The 19,524-nt window shown below is 66.0% G+C and carries 6 protein-coding genes; all 6 read right to left on the bottom strand.

Going from position 1 to position 19,524, the window contains the following annotated elements; all coding sequences use genetic code 11:
• Positions 1-41 precede the first annotated feature (41 nt).
• Positions 42-4,163 (bottom strand): amino acid adenylation domain-containing protein, encoded by a 4,122-nt coding sequence (locus ACIPZ8_RS12250; protein ID WP_400723151.1) that lies wholly within the window; start codon positions 4,161-4,163, stop codon positions 42-44.
• Complete coding sequence (locus ACIPZ8_RS12255; RefSeq protein ID WP_400723154.1) at positions 4,156-11,922, bottom strand: amino acid adenylation domain-containing protein; 7,767 nt, start codon at positions 11,920-11,922, stop codon at positions 4,156-4,158. Before ACIPZ8_RS12255 ends, ACIPZ8_RS12250 begins: the two co-directional genes overlap by 8 nt.
• Positions 11,923-11,924: 2 nt before the next feature.
• Positions 11,925-15,320, bottom strand: a complete 3,396-nt coding sequence (locus ACIPZ8_RS12260) for an amino acid adenylation domain-containing protein (RefSeq protein WP_400723157.1) — start codon at positions 15,318-15,320, stop codon at positions 11,925-11,927.
• A 166-nt stretch (positions 15,321-15,486) separates the two neighbouring features.
• Positions 15,487-16,464 (bottom strand): TauD/TfdA family dioxygenase, encoded by a 978-nt coding sequence (locus tag ACIPZ8_RS12265; protein WP_400723160.1) that lies wholly within the window; start codon positions 16,462-16,464, stop codon positions 15,487-15,489.
• A 257-nt stretch (positions 16,465-16,721) separates the two neighbouring features.
• Complete coding sequence (locus ACIPZ8_RS12270) at positions 16,722-17,843, bottom strand: mandelate racemase/muconate lactonizing enzyme family protein (protein WP_400723163.1); 1,122 nt, start codon at positions 17,841-17,843, stop codon at positions 16,722-16,724.
• Positions 17,840-19,471 (bottom strand): BCCT family transporter, encoded by a 1,632-nt coding sequence (locus ACIPZ8_RS12275; RefSeq protein ID WP_400723166.1) that lies wholly within the window; start codon positions 19,469-19,471, stop codon positions 17,840-17,842. The genes ACIPZ8_RS12270 and ACIPZ8_RS12275 overlap by 4 nt, the downstream gene beginning before the upstream one ends.
• Between the last annotated feature and the right edge of the window lie 53 nt (positions 19,472-19,524).

The following is a 19,524-nucleotide window of genomic DNA, read 5'->3' on the forward strand; positions in this document are numbered from 1 at the left end:
CGGCGCTCGATCTCACAGGCCCCATACAACCAACGCCAGGCTCAAAATGCAGCCACCTCGGCTTCAACTCCCATGCCCTGAAGCAATCCGGCCACATCCTCGATCAACTGCACATCCTGCAGCAGGTCGAAATGGCCACGGTCGATGTTGAAGTGCCGCAATGCGCTGCCGTAGTGCCCATCGATGCCCGACTGCGCCGCTGCTTCACGCCCCGCCGCCCACCAGCAGGTGGGCTTCACCCGAGTACCTGGCAGCCCTTTCATGGCCATCGCTACCCGATCCAGTTGCAGCGTGGTACGCACCAAGGCAACCCGCTCGGCGATGGCCAGACCGGCCAGCACTGGCGCCGACAGACTGCCAAGAACACTCACCATTGGCTCACCGAACAGCAGCCGCTCATCCTGTTCAGGCCCCAGCCAACCCGCACACAGCGCTCGGCTTGCGCCCTCATCGGCGCCCAGCGCCAGCAGCAGGTTCAGCAAGCGCTCATCCCACGGCTGCTGCTGATCAGCCTGGGGCAAATAGCTGTCCAGCAGCCCGACGAAAGCCACCACCTGCCCCTGCGCCTCCAGATCACGCGCCACTTGCAGCGCCAGGGCACCACCCAGCGACCAGCCGAGCAGGAAGTACGGCCCCTGCGGCTGCACGGCGCGGATGTAATCGCAGTAGTCGACGGCCATGGACTCGACGTTCGAATCGACCCAGGCGGCATTGAACAGCATCCGGCACTGGATACCGTGCACCGCCCACTGCGGCTGCAGCCGCCTGGCCAGTGGCAGGTAATCGAACACCGAGCCATGCACGCCGTGCAGGCAGAACAGCGGTGTGGCGCCTGGGGCCGGGGTGTTAAGCAAGAGCATCGGGGTCTGACTGGCAGTGCTTTGCAGGCGCCCGACCAACTCACCGATACGCGGCGTGGTCATCAGGTCACGCAGGCTCATGCTGAAGCCGTCCAGCGCAGCCACACGCACCCGGCGCACCAGTTCCATGGCCAGCAATGAATTGCCGCCCAGCTCGAAGAAGCTGTCATCGAGCCCGACTTCTTCCACATCCAGCAACTCGCCCCAAAGCTTCGCCAGGCTCACCTCCAGCGGCGTGACCGGTGCCCGGTAATGTTCGGAACGGTCCAGCACGGGGGCTGGCAAGGCATGCCGGTCGAGCTTGCCGTTGGGGTTCAAGGGCATCGTCGGCAACACCAGCAGGTGCGCGGGCACCATGTACTCCGGCAAGGCCTGACGCAGCCGGGCCAGTACCTGGCCACGCAATGCGGCATCCCACTGCAACCCCGGCGCCAGCACCAGGTAAGCCACCAGGCGCGAACCACGCCCTTCGCCCGCCACGGCGACTACCGCTTCTCGCACTTCCTCCATGCCCATCAGGCACGATTCCACCTCGCCCAGCTCGATGCGGAAACCGCGCACCTTGACCTGATGATCGACCCGGCCAAGGTACTCGACCACGCCGTCATGGCGCAGGCGTACCAGGTCGCCCGTCCGGTAGAGGCGGCCACCTGGCGGGCCGAACGGGTCGGCGACGAAGCGCTCGGCAGTCAGGCCCGGGCGCTGGTGGTAACCGCGCGCCAGCCCTTCACCGCCGATATACAGTTCGCCGGGCACGCCTGCAGGCAACAGCTGCAGGTCGCTGCCCAGCACATAGGCCGAACGCGCGCCGACAGGCGTGCCCACCGGCATGTACTGCGCCTCGAAACCGCTGCCCAAATGAACCGCCCACAGCAGCGGCGTGATCACGGTCTCGGTCGGGCCATAGCCATTGATGATGCGCGGCGTGCGCAGCACCTGCTGGATCTGCTCGAAGGTGGCCCGGCTGGTGCCTTCGCCGCCCACGGTGTAGGAACGGATGGGCAGGCCGGCCCCCGCCTCGCCCAGGTGCTCGGCCAGTTGCTGCAGGTAGCTCGGGGTGAAGCAGGTGATGGTGATGCCATGCTCGGCAATCTCGCGCGCGCTGCGCTCGACATCCCAGGCATCGTTGTCACGCAGCATCAGCATCGAACCGGAAACCAGCGGCACCAGCCAGCGCTCGTGGGCGCCGTCGAAGTTGATCGAGGCGAACTGCAGCTCGCGGTCTTCAGGGGTCATGCCGTAGCGTTCGGCAATGGCCAGGCAGTGCATGGCCAGCGGGCCATGGGTGACCGCCACGCCCTTCGGCCGGCCGGTGGAGCCGGAGGTGTAGATCAGGTAGGCCAGGTTGTCCGCCGCCACCGGGTAATGGGCATCGTACGCCGGATAGCCTTGCAGCTCGGCGCCGTCGGCGCTGACCGGCAACACCTCGACGCCGGCAGGCAGCGGCAGTTCGGCCAGCAGATGGGGCTGGGCCAGCACCAGGGCAACGCCGCTGTCTTCGATCATGTAGCTCAGCCGCTCACGCGGGTGGGTCGGGTCCAGTGGCACGTAGGCGCCGCCAGCCTTGAGCACGGCCAGCAAGGCAACCAGCATCTCGACCGAGCGCTCGAGTGCGATCCCCACGCGCACTTCCGGGCCGACACCCGCCTCGTGCAGGCGCGCCGCCAACCGATTGGCCCACTGGTTGAGCTGCTGGTAATCGAGCTGCCTGCCCGCCACGACCAGGGCCGGGGCAGTCGGGCGCAGCTGGGCCTGTTGCTGGATCAGGCCATGCACAGTACGCATTTCGGCCGGCTGGCCGAGGCCGGGGTTCAAGTCCTGAAGCTGCCAATTGCGCTCGTCCTCGCTGAGCATGCACAACTCGGCGATCGGCTTGCCAGGCTCGGCGCTCATGCGCCACAACAGGTTCTGCCAGTGGGCGAACATCTTCTCGGCAGTAGCGCCATCGAACAGGTCGGTGGCATAGCTCAAGCTGGCACTGAGCTGGCCGCCATGTTCCTGCGTGTCCAGCGCCAGGTCGAACTTGGCGCGCGAGGTCGGGGCCGGCAGCAAGGTCAACGACAGGCCGGCAAGCGCCGAGGCGCCCAGGCCATCACCCATCACCTGGTGGTTGAACATGACCTGGAACAGTGGGTTGTGGCTGAGGTCGCGATGCGCCACCAGGTTATCGACCAGCGCTTCGAACGGCAGGTCCTGGTTGGCCTGGGCGGCTAGCAGGGTTGTGCGTGTGTGGTGCAGCAGCTGCGCGGTGCTCAGGCCATCCTCGAGACGGCCGCGCAGCACCAGGGTGTTGACGAAGAAGCCGGTCAGTGGCTCCACCTCTGGCCGGTTGCGCCCCGCCGACGGCATGCCCACGCAAACATCGCTCTGGCCGCTGTAGCGGCGCAGCAGCAGCTGGAACGACGCCAGCAGCACCATCGACAAGGTGCAGCCGTGCGCCTGGGCCAGGGCGACCAGGCGCTGACGCAACGGCTCGTCCAGGGTGCCGCTCACGGCCTGGCCACGATGGCTGGGTACGGCAGGACGCGGCCGGTCGGTGGGCAGCTCCAGCACGGCTGGGGCATTGCTCAGCTGCTCGGTCCAATAAGCCAGCTGCCGCGGCCCCTCGCCCGCTTCGAGCAGCTGGCGCTGCCAGGCGGCGAAGTCGGCGTACTGGATGGCCAGTGCCGGGAGGTTGGCCTGGCGGCCTTCGCAGGTGGCCCGATAGAGCTGGATCAACTCGCCGATCATGACCTGCATCGACCAGCCATCGGAGACGATGTGGTGCTGGGTCATCACCAGCACCCGGTCTGCCGCGCCGATCTCCAGCAGCAGCACCCGCAGCAACGGCCCACGCTGCAGGTCGAAGGGGCGCACCACTTCACGGCTCACCGCCTCGGCAATGGCCTGGTCGTCGGCGCCCGGCAAGGCCTGGTGCTCGATCACCACCGGGCCTGCAGCGTGGATACGCTGCAGTGGCTCACCTTCGCTTGCCTCGAACGTGGTGCGCAGCGGCGGGTGCCGCGCCACCAGCGCATCGAAACTGCTCTGCAGGGCGGCAAGGTCCAGCGTGCCTTGAAGGCGCAGCGCTGCCGGCATGTTGTAGGCGGCACTCTGTGGGTCCAGCTGCCAGAGGAACCACTGGCGCTGCTGGGCATGGGAAAGGCGTGGCTCGTCGCCTTCAGCCAGCGCCACGATGGGCAGCCGGCCCGGGTCGATGCCTTTCTCCAGCAGGCGCTTGAACAGGGCCACGCGCTTGTCGTGAGCCAGCCCGCTGATCCGCTGGACCAGCTCATTGCCCTGTTGAGTCCCTTGCTTAAACATCCAGTGCCTCCAGTTCGTCGAGGGCGTCGAAAATCGCGTCGTAGTCATGTTGCGCCGGGCTGGCGTTGCCTGCGACCAGGGTGGCCAGGGCGCCGAGGTCGTCGGCCAGGTAGGCGTCCTGCATCGCCAGCTCGATGGCGAACTCGGTCTTGATCCGCGAGACCAGGCGCACCAGCAGCAGCGAATGCCCGCCCAGTTCGAAGAAGTTGTCGTTGAGGCCGACCCGCTCGACCTTGAGCACCTCCTGCCAGAGGGCGGCCAGGCGCTGCTCCAGTTCGCTTTGCGGCGCCAGGTACTCGCGCCGGGACTGGCCCAGTTCCGGCTTCGGCAGCGCCTTGCGGTCGAGCTTGCCGTTGGGCGACAGCGGCATGTGCTCAAGCAACACCCACTGGCTCGGCACCATGTAGTCCGGCAGCGCGGCCGCCAGGTGTGCCTTGATGGCCGCCAGGCTGTCGGCCTGTTCGGCAACCAGATACGCCACCAGTTGCCCCTCGGCAGCCACCACCACCGCCTCGCGCACGGCGTCCTGTTCCTGCAGGCGTGCTTCGATCTCGCCCAGTTCGATCCGCAGGCCGCGGATCTTCACCTGGTGGTCGATGCGCCCGGCATACTCGATCACCCCGTCCTCGCGCTGGCGCGCCAGGTCACCGGTGCGGTACAGCCGCTGGCCAGTGCCGAACGGGCTGGTGACGAAGCGCTCGGCGGTCAGCGACGGGCGACGGTGGTAACCACGGGCCAGGCCGATGCCGCCCAGGTACAGCTCGCCGGTCACACCGGGGCTGACCGGGTTCAGTTCGCCGTCCAGCACGTAGGTTTGCAGGTTGGCGATTGGCTGGCCGATCGGCACCGCGTCCTTGCCTTCCTCGACGCAGGTCCAGTGGGTGACGTCGATGGCCGCCTCGGTCGGGCCGTACAGGTTGTACAGGCCGCTTTGTGGCAGCAGCGCCAGGGTCTGGCGTTGCAGTTCCACCGGCAGTGCTTCGCCGGAGCAGATGATGCGTTGCAGCGAGGTACAGCGGGCGGCGTTTTCGTCAGCGACGAAGGCCTGCAGCATCGACGGCACGAAGTGCAGCGTGCTGATTCGTTCGCGGGTGATCAGCTCGGCCAGGCGCGCCGGGTCGCGGTGATCACCGGGCAGCGCCATGACCAGGCGTGCGCCTTCCATCAGCGGCCAGAAGAACTCCCACACCGACACGTCGAAGCTGAATGGCGTTTTCTGCAGCACGCTGTCGTTGGCAGTGAGCTGATACGCCTCCTGCATCCAGGCCAGGCGGTTGTGCAAGGCGACATGGCGGTTACCAGCGCCCTTCGGCTTGCCGGTGGAACCGGAGGTGTAGATGACGTAGGCGAGGTTTTCCGGGTGCAGTTCTACATCCGGGTTGTGCGCCTGCAGAGCGTTCCAGGCCGCGGCCCGGTCCAGATCGAGCACCACCAGCCCTGCAGGGATCGGCAGGCCATCGCGCAGGTGCGACTGGGTCAGCAACAGGCTGATGCCGCTGTCCTCGAACATGTAGGCCAGGCGGTCCTGCGGGTATTCCGGGTCGAGCGGCACATAGGCACCACCAGCCTTGAGGATCGCCAGCAGGCCGACGACCATTTCCACCGAGCGCTCGGCGGCGATGCCCACCAGCACGTCCGGGCCCACGCCCATACCACGCAGATACTGCGCCAGGCGGTTGGCCTCGGCATTCAGTTCGGCGTAGCTCAGGCTACGTTCGGCAAAGGCCAGTGCCGGCGCTTGCGGCTGAAGGATGACTTGCTGTTCGAACAGCTGATGCACATACGGCGTGCCTGGGTATTCGCGCTGCGTGGCATTCCAGCCCTTCACGATTCGCGAATGAGCTGCCGCGTCGGCCAGCCCGAAGCTGCCCAGCAACGCTTGCGGCGCACTGGCGAAGCCTTGCAGCAGATGGCGCAGCTCGGCCGCAATCTGTTGCACCTGCTCGTGACCGAAGACCTGGCACTGGTAGGCGAAAGTCAGCTGGATCTGTTCGCGCGCTTCGGCAATCAAGGTCAGCGGGTAGCCGCTGTACTCCTGATACTCCAGGCCGGACAGGCGCAACCCGGCACTGCTGTCCGACAGGCTCTGGGCCAGCGGATAGTTCTCGAACACCAGCAGGCTGTCGAACAACGCCTCGCCAGGGCGCCCGGCCGCTGCCTGGATGGCGTAAAGCGGCAGGTACTCGTATTCGCGCAGGCGCAGGTTGAGCGCCTGAACATCCCGCACCCAGTCGCCGACCGACATCTGCCCTTGCGGCGCGGCGGCCACCGGCAGGGTATTGATGAACAGGCCCAGCTGCTGCTCGATACCCGGCAACTCCGCCGGGCGCCCGGACACGGTGGCGCCGAAGCAGGGCCGACGCTGGCCGGTGCGGCGCTGCAACAGCAGCGCCCAGGCGGCCTGCAGCACGCTGTTGAGGGTGACTTGCTGGGCCTGCGCAAAGTGCTTCAGGGCCTGGCTCAATGCCTCGCCCAGCTCCAGTACCACCGCGCCCTGCCCGGTTTCGTTGACATCGCGTGTACCGCCAAGCAGTGTCGGGCCGTCCAGGTCGAGCAGTTGGGCTTTCCAGAACGCATCGGCACCCGCGCGATCCTGCTGCTGCAACCAGCCGAGGTAGTCGCTGCGAGTCGCCTGCGCCAGCGCGGCAGGCTGCCCCGAATAGGCCTGCATCACGGCGGCGAACAGCAACGAATTGCTCCAGCCATCCATGAGGATGTGGTGGCTGGTGTAGATCAGGTGATGGCGCTGCGGCCCGGTGCGCACCAGCACCAGGCGCAGCAGCGGCGCCTGGCCGAGGTCGAAGGCACGTGCCTGCTCGGCCTTCGCCAGTGCTTCGAGGCGGGCGTCTATATCGGCCTCGCCTGCCCAGTCGAAGCGTTCGACCGGCAGCTGGACGTGGCGCAACACCACCTGGCGTGGTGCGTCCAGGCCCTGCTCCCAGACAAACCCGGCGCGCAGCGATTCGTGCTGGTCAAGCGCCTGCTGCCAGGCCTGGATGAAGCGCTCGGGGTCAAGGTCGTCGAGGTCCAGGCGCAGGCGGTTGACGTAACTGCTGGCCTGGCCGTCGTACAGGCTGTGGAACAGCATGCCTTCCTGCATCGGTGCCAGCGGGTAGATGTTCTCGACCTGGCGCAGGTCGACCGGCAGCGCATCCAGCTGCGCCTGGGTCAGGCCGGCCAGCGGGAAGTCAGCCGGGGTGGCGCCGCCGGCCTGACGGTCGAGGCAGTGTTCGACCAGCGCGGCCAGCTCACTCGCGTAGTCTTCGGCCAGGCCAGCGATCACCGGCTCGTCGAACATCGCCTGGCTGAAGGTGAAGCCCAGCTCCAGTTCACCGCCCAGCACCTGGCCGTTGACGCTCAGCCAGTTGCCCAGTGGCGCATCGGCTGCCTGGGTGGCGCCAACGCTTTCCAGGGCGGGTGCGAACAGCCGGTCTTCGCCGAAGCCCTGGTCGAACTGGCCGAGGTAGTTGAAGGTCACCCGCGCTTGCGGCAACGCTTGCAGCGCCGCCTGCTGCGCCGGGCTGCCGAGGTAACGCAGCACGCCATGGCCGATGCCGCGCCCGGGCACGCCACGCAGCTGCTCCTTGATGGCCTTGAGCGAGCCGGCCAGGTCATCGGCAGGGGTCAGCGCTACCGGGAACAGGCTGGTGAACCAACCCACGGTGCGGCTCAGGTCCACGCCGTCGAACAGGTCTTCACGGCCGTGGCCTTCCAGCTGGACCAGCGCACTGCCCTGCCCGGTCCAGCGGCACAGTACCCGCGCCAGGGCCGTGAGCAGCAGGTCGTTGACCTGCGTGCGATAGGCCGCCGGCGCCTGCTGCAGCAGGTTTTGCGTGGTGTCGGCAGCCAGCCGGCAACGCACGGTGCGTGCGTGACGGACCTGCAGCCCGGCGTCGCGGCGTGCCGCCGGCAGGTCGCCGGCATGCTCCGCGAGAGTTGCTTGCCAGTAGGCCAGTTCTGCATCACGGGCAGGCGCCTGGGCCCAGCCCACCAGGCGCTCGGCCCAGGCCTTGAATGCCGTGCCCTTCTCCGCCAGCGCAGGTCCGCGCCCGGCCAGCAGGGCGACGCAGGCCTGCTCCAGGTCTTCCAGCAGCACCCGCCAGGACACACCGTCGACCACCAGGTGATGAATCACCAGCAGCAGGCGCTGACCACCGTCGGCAAAGTCGCACAGCACGGCGCGCAGCAGCGGCCCCTGCGCGAGATCGAGGCTGCCCTGTGCCTCTTCGGCGATGGCCTGCAATTGCGCGGCATCGGCCGCCTGGCGATGCCAGAGCATTCCGCCGGGCACGCCTGCACGGTGCTCGGCATGCCAGCTGCCGTCCACCTTGTTGAAGGCCAGGCGCAGTGCGTCGTGCTGGTTGACCAGCAGCGCCAGGGCCTGCTCGACGATGTTCGCGGTCAGCGCCTGGCGTGGCTGCAGCATGACCGCCTGGTTGTAGTGCCCAGGCTGGTTAAGGGCCAGCTCGAAGAAGCGCGCCTGCACCGGCAGCAGCGCCATGGCACCACTGACCTGCGTAACAGCAGCAGGTTTGGCCACGGCAGCGGTCACCTTGGCAACCTGGGCCAGTTGGGCGATGGTCTGCTTCTCGAACAGCTGGCGCGGGCTCAGCTTGATGCCCTGGCGCTTGGCGCGGGCGATGATCTGCAAGCTGAGGATGGAATCGCCACCCAGTTCGAAGAAGTTGTCTTCGACGCCGATGTCGTCGCGCTTGAGCACCGCTTGCCAGATGGCCAGCAGTTGCTCCTCCAGCGGTGTGCTGGCGGCAACATGACGCTTGAGTTGCACCTGCGGCTGCGGCAGTGCGCGCCGGTCCAGCTTGCCGTTGGCAGTCAGCGGCAAGCGCTCCAGCAACAGCAGATGAGCGGGTACCAGGTAGTCCGGCAGCAGCCCCTGCAGCTGCTCGCGCAGGGCCTCGACGCACAGTTCGGGATTGCCCGGTACGCACCAGCCGACCAGTTGCAGCTGCGCCGGATCATCCCCCTGCGGTACTGCCAGTACCACGGCGTCATGCACCCCTGCCAGGCCACGCAGCACGCGGCCGACTTCCCCTGGTTCGACACGATAGCCACGGATCTTCACCTGGTCGTCGGCACGCCCGAGGAAGTGCAGCAAGCCTGCGTTGTCACGCTGCACGCGGTCACCGCTGCGGTAAAGGCGCGTGCCTGGCGCGCCAAACGGGTCGGGCACGAAACGCTCGGCGGTCAGTGCCGCCTGGCCCAGGTAGCCTTGCGCCAGGCTGTCGCCGCCAATGTACAACTCACCCGCGACGCGCGCGGGCAACACGTTGAGCACATCGTCCAGCACCCGCACGCAGGCTCCCGGCAGCGCCGCACCCAATGGTATGGCGCGCGTCGCTTCGCCTTGCAGTTCGTGGGTCAGCACGCCGACCGTGGTTTCGCTGGGGCCGTAGTGATTGATGAAGCGGCAGCCGGGCTTGAGCTCGCGCACTTTCTGGTACAGCGCAGGTGAGCAGGCCTCGCCACCGACGATCAAGGCATGCTCGGGCAACACATCGGCGGCATTGGCCGCCTGCAGCAGGCCGTTGAGGTGGCTGGGGACGATCTTCAGCACGCCGATGCGCTGCTCGGCCATGTAGGTGGCAAAGGCATCCGGGTCGAAGCCCAGCGCCTCCGGCAGCACATGCAGGGTGCGCCCGGAGCACAGGGCGCCGAACAGCACCGTGTGGCCGAGGTCGGCGGCGATGGTGGAGACCAGCGCCATGCTCGCGTCCGCGGCCAGATCCAGACGTTGCAGCAGGCCATCGACATAACTGGCCAGTGCGCCATGGCTGACCACCACACCCTTCGGTTGGCCGGTGGAGCCGGAGGTGTGGATCACGTAGGCCGGTGAGCCTTCCAGTATCCCGGCCTGTGGCGCATGAGCCAGCAGCGACGCCCAGCGCTCCGGCGTGTAGGGCTGAACCTGACAACCTGACGAGGCCAGCAGCTGTTGGCGAGCATCAGCAACATCGCACAACAGCACTGTCGCACCGCTGCGCTGCAGCATGCCTTGCAGGCGTTCGGTCGGCGCCTTGACGTCCAGCGGCAGGTAGACGCCGCCCGCCTTGAGGATGCCCAACAGGCACACCAGCCAGTCCAGCGAACGCTCCATCAGCACCGCGACCGGTGCACCCGTGGCGACACCCAGGTCGCGCAGATGATGGGCCAGGCGATTGGCCTGGCTGTCCAGTTCGGCATGACTGAGCCGCTGCCCCGCACAGGCCGCCGCGATGCCGTCGGGCTGGCGGCGCACCTGCTCGTCCCAGCGCAGCAGGACCAGGGCCGGTTGCTCACGGTGGCCAACAACTTCTGCGGCAGGCGCCTTGACCAGGGTATGCAGTGGCGCATCTGGCGCGGTCAGCAAAGTGTCAAACAGCTCACGCAGCGCAACGATGAACCCTTCGATAGTGGAACGCTGGTAGAGATCGCTGGCGTAGGTCATCTCGCCGTGCACCAGGCTACCGTCGTCGGTGATGTCCAGGGCGAGGTCGAAGTGGGTGCCTTCCTTGCGCAGCGGATACTCGCTGACGGCCAGCCCCGGCAGTTGCAGCGCAGTCTGCTTCTGCACGCCGACGTTCTGGTTGAACTTGGCCTGGAACAACGGGTTGTGGCCAAGGCTGCGCTCGGGCGCGAGCACTTCCACCAGTTGCTCGAAAGGCAGCTCCTGGTTGGCCTGGGCGGCGAAGGTCGCCTCGCGCACCCGCACCAGCAGTTCATTCAGCGACAAGCGTTCGTCGACCACGCAGCGCAGCACCTGGGTGTTGACGAAGAAGCCGATCAGCCCTTCCACCTCTTCGCGCCCACGGTTGGCGTTGGGCACGCCGATGCGGATGTCGCGCTGGCCGGAATGGCGCGAGAGGAACAGCGCATAGCCAGTCAGCATCAGCATGAACAGCGTCACGCCCTGGGCCCGGGCGGCATCGCGCAGGCGCTGCGACAGCGGCCCGCCGAAGTCGAACTTGAGGGTCTCGCCCTGCAGGCTCTGCACGGGCGGGCGCGGGAAATCGGCCGCCACGTCGAGCAGGTGGTGTTCGTCGCCCAGCTGCTCGCGCCAGTGCTGCAACTGCCGCTCACCCTCGCCCGCTTCCAGCCAGCGGCGCTGCCACACGGCGTAGTCGGCATACTGCAACGGCAGCGCTGGCAGGCCCTGGGCGCCGGCCTGGTAGCACTGGACGAACTCGCGGACCATCACGTCCATCGACCAACCGTCGGAGACGATGTGGTGCATGCACACCACCAGCACGTGTTCATCCTGGCCCAGGCGGAACAGGCTGGCACGCAGCAGCGGGCCATTGAGCAGGTCGAACGGGCGAGCGACTTCGTCTTCCACCAGGCCGGCCAGCTCGGCCTCGCCGGCCGTGCCAAGGTCGACCTGGCGCAAGGCCAGGGGCTCGGCCGCGAGCACCCGTTGCAGCGGCTGTTCGCCGTCGACCTGGAACACGGTGCGCAGCGCTTCGTGGCGCTCGATCAGGGCGTCGAAGGCGCCTTGCAAACGGCTTTGGTCCAGCTCTCCCTCCAGACGCAGGCCGGCCGCCATGTTGTAGGCCGCGCTCTGCGGGTCGAGCTGCCAGAGGAACAGCAGGCGCTGCTGGGCATAGGACAACGGAATCGCCTCAAGGCCATGGCGGCTGACCGGGATCGGCAACAGGCCGAAGTCCTTGCCATCCTGGCGCAGCCTGGCGAGGAACTGGCGGCGTTGTTCGAGCGGCAACCCGATGAACTTCTCGGCGATACGCAGCGTAGTGTTGCGGGTCATGCTCAAACCTCCTCCAGTGAATTCATGAACGCTTCCATGTCGGCCCAGTCCTCGTCGGCGGTGCCGCCCAGGGCCTCCAGTTCCTCAGCCAGGGCGGCCAGGTGCGGGCGTTCGAACAAGCTGCGCATGGGCAGCGCGACGCCCAGTTCGGACTTGATCCGGGCAATCACCTGGGCCGCCAGCAGCGAGTGCCCACCCAGGTCGAAGAAGCTGTCGTCGAGGCCGACGCGGGGCACCTGCAGAACCTCCATCCAGATCGCCGCCAGCTGCTGCTCCTGCTCGCTGACCGGCGCCCGGAAGCTGGCCTGCAACTGGCTCGGGTCGGGCGCGAGCAAGGCCTTGCGGTCGAGCTTGCCGCTGGGGGTCAGCGGCAGTTTTTCCAGCAGCACAAGGTGCGAGGGGACCATGTAATCCGGCAGCGTCGCGCGCAGGCCCTCGCGAATCGCCTGGCGCTGCGCTTCGGCACTGGCGCCAGCTGCTTCGGTGACCACATAGGCCACCAGTTGCCGCCCGCCGGCCATGTCCTGGGCCAGCACCGCCGCCTCGCGCACGCCAGGGCATTGCTGCAGGCGCATCTCGATTTCGCCAAGCTCGATACGGAAGCCACGCACCTTCACCTGGTGGTCGACCCGGCCGATGTATTCGATGGCGCCACTGGCGTCGAAGCGGGCGCGGTCACCTGTGCGGTACAGGCGCTCGCCGGGGACTTCGGGGTCGGGCAGGAAACGTTCGGCGCTGAGTGCGGGCTGGCCGTGATAACCGCGCGCCAGGCCAGGCCCACCGATGTACAGCTCGCCGATGGCACCGGCCGGCATTGGCTGCATCTCGCCGTCGAGAATGCACAGGCGACGGCCGGCGAGGCCCTGGCCAATGGGGATGCCTCGCCAGGACACGTCCTGCGATGCCAACGCCGTGCAGTCGTGGACGCTGGACACCACCGTGGCCTCGGTCGGGCCATAGGTATTGAGCAGGCGCACGCCGCCCAGGCCGGCGCGACGCCACAGGTCGAGGCCGTCCACCGCCATGGCTTCGCCGCCGACATGTACCTGGCGCAGTGCGGCAAACGCCTGTGGCGTGTCGCGCGCGTAGTCCTGCACCAGCATGTGCCAGTAGGCGGCCGGCAGGTCGGCGACCGTGATGCCGTGCTGCTCCAGTGCCCGCAGGAAGCTGGCGCTGTCCCACAGGCGGCTGTCGCGCAGCACCACGCGGGCACCGACGCACAACGGTGGATAGAACTGCTCGACGAAGCCGTCGAAGCTGCAGGTGGCGAACTGCAGCACGCGATCGTCCGCAGTCAGGCGCGAATAGTCGGTTGCCAGGTCGCAGAACTCGGCCAGCGCACCATGGCTGATGGCCACGCCTTTGGGGCGGCCGGTGGAACCGGAGGTGTAGATCACATAGGCGAGGTTGCCGGGCTGCAGCGATACCTGCGGGGCATGCTCAGGTTGCTCGCCCTGGGGCTGGTCCAGGCACAGGACCTCGATACCCTCCGCCTCTGGCAGCTGGCTCAGCAGGTACGATTGGGTCAGCAGCAGGCGCAGGCCACTGTCGGCGAACACCTGGGCGACGCGTTCGCCGGGCGCTTGCGGGTCAAGCGGCACATAGGCACCGCCGGCCTTGAGCACCGCCAGCAGGGCAACCCCCATGTCCAGCGAGCGTTCCAGCGCCACACCGACCAGCACCTCGGGGCCGACACCCGACTGCAGCAGGCGCTGGGCCAGGCGGTTGCTGCGGCGCTCCAGCTCGGCGTAACTCAGGCTGGCGCCCTGCCCGTCGCCGGCCAGTACCAGTGCGACCGCCTCGGGCGTGCGGGCTGCCTGGGCCTGGAAGCGCTGATGGGCCAGTGCCGAGGCCTGCGGGGCGGCGGCACGCAGTGCCCAATGCTGCAACTGGCGGGCTTGTGCAACGTCGAGCAATGGCAGCTCGCCGATCCGGCGTTGCGGGTCGGCCAGCACGCTGTGCAGCAGGTTGCGCCAGTGGCCGGCCATGCGCTCGACGGTGGCGGCGTCGAACAGATCGGTGGCGTAGGTGAAGGCGGCCAGCAAGCGTTCGCCTTCCTCGCGGGTTTCCAGCATCAGGTCACTGGCCGCGGCATGGCTGCGGGCGCCGGCCACGCTCTGTTCAGCGTCCAGGTGCGCCAGCTGCAAGCCGCAGCCCAGGCGCATGCCCTGGATGTCGGTGACCAGCGGCTGGTGGTTGTACATCACCTGGAACAGCGCGTTGTGGCTCTGGCTGCGGCTGGGCTGCAGCGCCTCCAGCAGCGCATCGAACGGCAGTTCCTGGTGGGCCTGGGCGCCGAGGGCGGTCTGGCGCAGCGCTGCCAGCAACTGCTCGAAGGTCTGGCGCCCCTCCAGCTGGCTGCGCAGCACCTGGGTATTGACGAAGAAACCGATCAGCCCCTCGACCTCACTGCGGTTGCGGTTGGCAATCAGGCCGCCGACGCGGATGTCGCCCTGGCCGCTGTAGCGGTACAACAGGGTCTTGAAGGCCGCCAGCAGCACCACGAACAAGGTCGTGCCCTGACGCTGGGCCAGCGCCTTCAGGCCGCTGCGCAGCTCGGCGTCGATGGCGAACTCCAGGCGCGCACCGGCATGGCTCGCCTGGGCCGGGCGTGGGCGGTCGGTGGGCAACTCTAGTGGCTCATGCTCTTCGCCCAGTTGGGCGCGCCAGTAATCGAGCTGGCGCGCCTGCTCGCCGGCTTCCATCCAGCTGCGTTGCCACAGGGCGTAGTCGCGGTAGTGCACGGCCAGCGCCGGTAACTGGGCCTGGTAGCCAGCGCTGCGGGCATCCAGGCAGCGCATGAACTCCTCGATCAGAATGTTCATCGACCAGCCATCGGCAATGATGTGGTGCATGGTCAGCAGCAGCACATGCTCATCCGCCGCCAGTTGCAGCAGCGCCACCCGCAGCAGCGGCCCCTGCTGCAGGTCGAACGGCTGGCCGGCTTCGCGTGCGACTTCTTCTCGGGTCCGCTGCAGACGCTGGCCCGCCTCCAGGCCGGACAGGTCGACATGGCGCACCTGCACCTGCGCACCGTCACCGACACGCTGCAACGCCTGGCCGTCGATCTCCTCGAAGGTGGTGCGCAGGCACTCGTGGCGCTGCACCAGATCGGCAAAGGCCAGGTCCAGCGCCTGGCGATTCAGGCTGCCGAGCAGTCGCACCGCCCCTGGCAGGTTGTAGGCAGCGCTGCCCGGCTCCAGCTGCCAGAGGAACCACATGCGCTGCTGGGCATAGGAGAGCTGGTCGCGGCCGGCGATGCCGCTGCAGTCGGGGATGGGGTAGCCGGTGAAGTCGACCTGTTCGTCGCGCAGGGCGGCGAAGAAGACACGGCGTTTTTCCAGCGGCAGTTCAATGAAGCGGCGCGCCAGCTTCAGGGATTGATCGAGGGTGCTCATAGGTCGTCCGAACCGGTGATGGGAGCCGCCCTGGGCTCCGCGATACCTGTTGAACGAATGGTTCCGGCTTGCATTTAGGCGCTGTTTGCAAAACTCGCCACGCCGGTTTTACGCAAGCGCCGGCGCGCCCGAAGACGTGCCGGCAGTCGCTGCAGTGCTGCACGGCTCAGCCAGCGCCGTGCCCCTCGGCCATGGCCACGATGACCTTGCGCTTGCCGGTGAAGGTGCTGCGGGCGTGGGCGGCGAGCATGTTGTCGAGCATCAGCACATCGCCTTCCTGCCACGGGAAGGCGATGGTGCATTCATCCAGCACACCGCGCACCTCGTCGAGGATCGAGCCTTCGATGGGCGAACCGTCGCCGTAATAGACATTGCGTGGCAGGTCTTCCTCGTCGACGATTTCCAGCAGGCTCTCGCGCACCTCGGGCGGCAGGTTGGACACATGGAACAGGTGCGCCTGGTTGAACCACACATCCTCGCCAGTACGCGGGTGGCGCGCCACTGCCTGGCAGATCTGGCGGGTGCGCAGCTCGCCGTCGTCCTTCCAGTCGCAGGTGATCGCATGGCGCTGGCAGTAGGCTTCCACCACTGCCGGGTCGTCACTGTTGAACACCTGCTCCCAAGGCACATCCAGGCCATTGCCGAAGTTGCGCACGTACATCAGCCCGTGGCGGTTGAAACGCTCATGAATCCGCGGGTCGATCCGGCGAAACACCTCGCGGCTGTCGGCGATTGGCGTTTCTCCTCCACTCTCGGCGGCAATCATGCTGTAGAACCAGATTTTCATCGGCCATTCCCGGGTGTAGGCCTGTTCGTTGTGCAGCGGGATCTTCTGGTGCGGCGGGTACTCGGTGGAGGTGTATACGCCCTGGGTGACATTGCTGCGCGGGGTGGAACCGAACTCGTAATTCAGCAGCGGGTGGCCGAAGCCACCGGCGAAGCTGCGGAAGGCCTCGGCGCCGCCCACCTCGAAACCTCGGAACAGGATGCCGCCGGCATCGAGCAAGTGGCGCTCTACCAACTCGCGGATCGGCGCCAGCGCCTCGTTGAGGTCCAGGCCGGCGTGGGGCGCCTCGACCAGCAACGGCAAGCTGCGCTGGCCGGGCAGCAGTGGCCGGGCATGCAGTTCCAGTAGGGCGCTCATGACTCCCCCCTTGCGGCAGCTGGCCGCAGCAGGTTGAGCAGCAATTGATTGGCAACAGGCAGCGCCTGGCTGGCCTTGAAGCAGGTGGCGGCAAGCATCCTTCGACCCTCGATGAAATGACAGCAAGCACCGGTTCGGGCGCGCGCAGCGCACGTCGGCCTTGTGCAAGGGAAACGAGGGGCAGAGGGAGGGATTTAGCGTGGATGGCGTGCATGGAAAAAACCCACGTTGCGTGGACGTGGGCGTTTTCAGTTGCTCTATACGTTGACTCTGTACCGGGCAATCACCTCCTCATCGAGCACGATGCCCAAACCCGGGGTGTTCGGCACCGCTACGTGACCGTCCTCAAGCGGAATCAGGTTCTTCACCAGCTTGCGGAACAGAGGGCTCTCACTCTGCGAATACTCGATCAGCTCGCCAAATTCGCAGGCCGCCAGGAAATGTGTGGTCGCTGCCAGCAAGATGCCTGTGCTAAACCCATGAGGCACCAATTGCGCCCCATAGTAATTTGCCAGTTCATAGATATGGCGCATCTCGCTGATACCGCCACACCTTGTGATGTCAGGCTGCACTATCGCAGGCCGGGTATTCTCCAGGAAATTGCGGAACTCATGCTTGGTGGCAAGCCCTTCCCCACCCGATACCTTGACCTTGCAAAGGCCTGCGAGATAAGCCAAGCCTCGTTCATCATCTGATGGCAGTGGCTCCTCGACCCAGTTGAGGTTGAACTCGCGCAAGGCCTCGCATTGCGAAAGCGCATGGGCTGCATTTCGCCACCGCCCTACCAGATCGACCTGCAGGTGCACGTCCTCACCGATCTCTTCTCGCACCAGCTTGAGCAGCTGCTTGTCGCGCGCCGGATCTTCTCCAAATCCGGCGCCACCGAGCTTGATGCTTCGCAGCCCCTGGCTGAGCAGGTGCCGCACAATATCCCGGTTGCCGGCATCAGTGGCTCTGGGGATGAAAGTGCCGTAGGCGGGAATGCGGTCGCGATACTTGCCACCGAGCAAGGTGTGCACGGGGACACCGTAATGCTGACCGGCAATATCCCAAAGCGCGATGTCCAAGGCACTGATGGCGTGCACGCCGGCGCCTCGCCGCCCTACATACTCGCTATGCCGGTACATCTTTTTCCAGAGCCGGTCGATCTCCAGCGGGTTTTCTCCGAGAAGGACATCGCGTAGCCCCTGGCACGTTTCATGAGAGGCCGGGGTTTCGATAAGCGCCTTCACCACTGCAGGCGAGCTATCCGTCTCACCCACTCCGACGATGCCCGTGTCGGTGTGGATGCGAACAATCAATGCATCCTCACCCCACTCGCAGACCTGATCGAACTTCGGGACACGCAGCCAGATGGCTTCTACTTCTACGATCTTCATGCTTTTGCTTCCAGACGCTCTGCATCAACAACCTGAACCTGATCCGGGTGACCCTCTTCCTGCTCGGCCAGTTGCTTGGCCTGCAGAATGATTCGTTCAGTACTCAAATTTCTGTAATCCTCGCCGAGCCATTTGAAGAGGCCCCAGATTTTCACGACAAGGATCAATATGAAGGGGATTGCAGTGAGAATTACCGCCGTCTTGAGCGTGCTCAAGGGAGCATTGATGTAGAGCATGGCGAGGGGCAGAGCCGCCAGAAGCGCACACCAGAACAAGCGCAGGCCTGGGGTCGGATCATCACCTTCCCGCAGGTTGCGAGTGCTCGTCGCTGCAACGGTGTAGGCCACAGCATCCAGGTGAGAGGCCAGGAACAGCAGCATCAGCACGAAGTAGACCACGGACAGCAGCTTTCCGAATGGCAAGCTGTGGAGCAGCATGGAAACCGCGGCTTCCCCACCCGCTCCACTCAACATGGCCGGCGCGTCCACCACCTTCTCCATGAACTGGTGAATGGCGAAGCTCTCCAGGCTCCCGAAGAAGAACCAGCAACCACCACATCCGCCGAGGATCATGGCCATGACCAGTTCACGGAGGGTGCGACCGCGAGAAACACGCGTGACGAAGATCGCGACACCCGGCGTGTAGGTGATCCAGTACAGCCAATAGAATACCGTCCAGCCACGAGAGAACTCGCCACTGCCTGCCGGATCGGTGTACAGGCTCATGTGGATGAAGTTTTGCAGCGTCAGCCCCACGGCATTGGTGATGTTGCTGATCGAGAACAAGGTTGGGCCTAGCAGCAGAACCACCAACGCAAAGGCAAGGGTCAGACCACAGGCAAGCTTGGCGAGGCGCTGCATGCCAGAGGCGATGCCGATGTATGAACTCAGCGAGAAGATCAGCGTCACCGAAACGACCAGTCCTGCTTTCAAAGCGAAGCCGTCCTCGATGCCGATGAGATCCGACAAGCCTTTTGCAACCGTAGAGGTCGTCAGGGTTGTCGTCAGCACCAGCCCACCGAACGTGGCGAAGAGGAAGACCAGATCGATGACGCGGCCAACCGGGCCTTGTGCCTTGAAGCCCGTGATAGCTTCAATCACTGCAGCCAGGCTCAGGCCCTTGTTGCGCCGTACATGGAAGTGGTACGCCATTGCAAGCGAAGCCATTCCATAGATCGCCCAAGGCGTGACCCCCCAATGGAAGAACGAGTAAGCAATGCTGTACTCAAGCGCTTGCTGGCTGGCGGCCGCGATGCCCAGCCCGGGTGTGAGGTAGTAGTAGGCCCACTCCATGAAAGCCCAATACATGGTGGCTGAGCCGAGGCCAGCGCAGATGAACATGAATACCCAGCTGGTGTTGGAATATTCCGGGCGACCGCTGCCGAGTCTGATATTTCCGTACTTGCTCAGCGCAAGGCCGACGATCAGGACAACACAGGCGAAACCCAGCAACTGCACAACAGAGCCAAACGTCATTGTGGCCGCGTTGAACAGTTGGTCAGCCAGTTGCTTCGCCTGTTCAGGGAAGGACATCAGGCCAAACACGGTTGTGGAAATTACAATGAGGCTTGCAAGGATCAGGGTACGATCTTTGGTAGGCGCTGTGACGGTGTGGCGTTCAGGCTTCATGGAAACCTCCTGCACAGAGGTCACGGGCCTTTTCGGCGTTAGGAGTGGTTTGC

The sequence above is a fragment of the Pseudomonas sp. NPDC089422 genome, assembly GCF_044749405.1.
In the GTDB taxonomy this organism is placed as follows: Bacteria; Pseudomonadota; Gammaproteobacteria; order Pseudomonadales; family Pseudomonadaceae; genus Aquipseudomonas.

What these genes read in the sequence shown, in the direction of transcription:
- ACIPZ8_RS12250 (WP_400723151.1), bottom strand. Translation starts at nt 4,163, where the DNA reads ATGTTTAAGCAAGGGACTCAACAGGGCAATGAGCTGGTCCAGCGGATC.
- ACIPZ8_RS12255 (WP_400723154.1), bottom strand. Translation starts at nt 11,922, where the DNA reads ATGACCCGCAACACTACGCTGCGTATCGCCGAGAAGTTCATCGGGTTG.
- ACIPZ8_RS12260 (WP_400723157.1), bottom strand. Translation starts at nt 15,320, where the DNA reads ATGAGCACCCTCGATCAATCCCTGAAGCTGGCGCGCCGCTTCATTGAA.
- ACIPZ8_RS12265 (WP_400723160.1), bottom strand. Translation starts at nt 16,464, where the DNA reads ATGAGCGCCCTACTGGAACTGCATGCCCGGCCACTGCTGCCCGGCCAG.
- ACIPZ8_RS12270 (WP_400723163.1), bottom strand. Translation starts at nt 17,843, where the DNA reads ATGAAGATCGTAGAAGTAGAAGCCATCTGGCTGCGTGTCCCGAAGTTC.
- ACIPZ8_RS12275 (WP_400723166.1), bottom strand. Translation starts at nt 19,471, where the DNA reads ATGAAGCCTGAACGCCACACCGTCACAGCGCCTACCAAAGATCGTACC.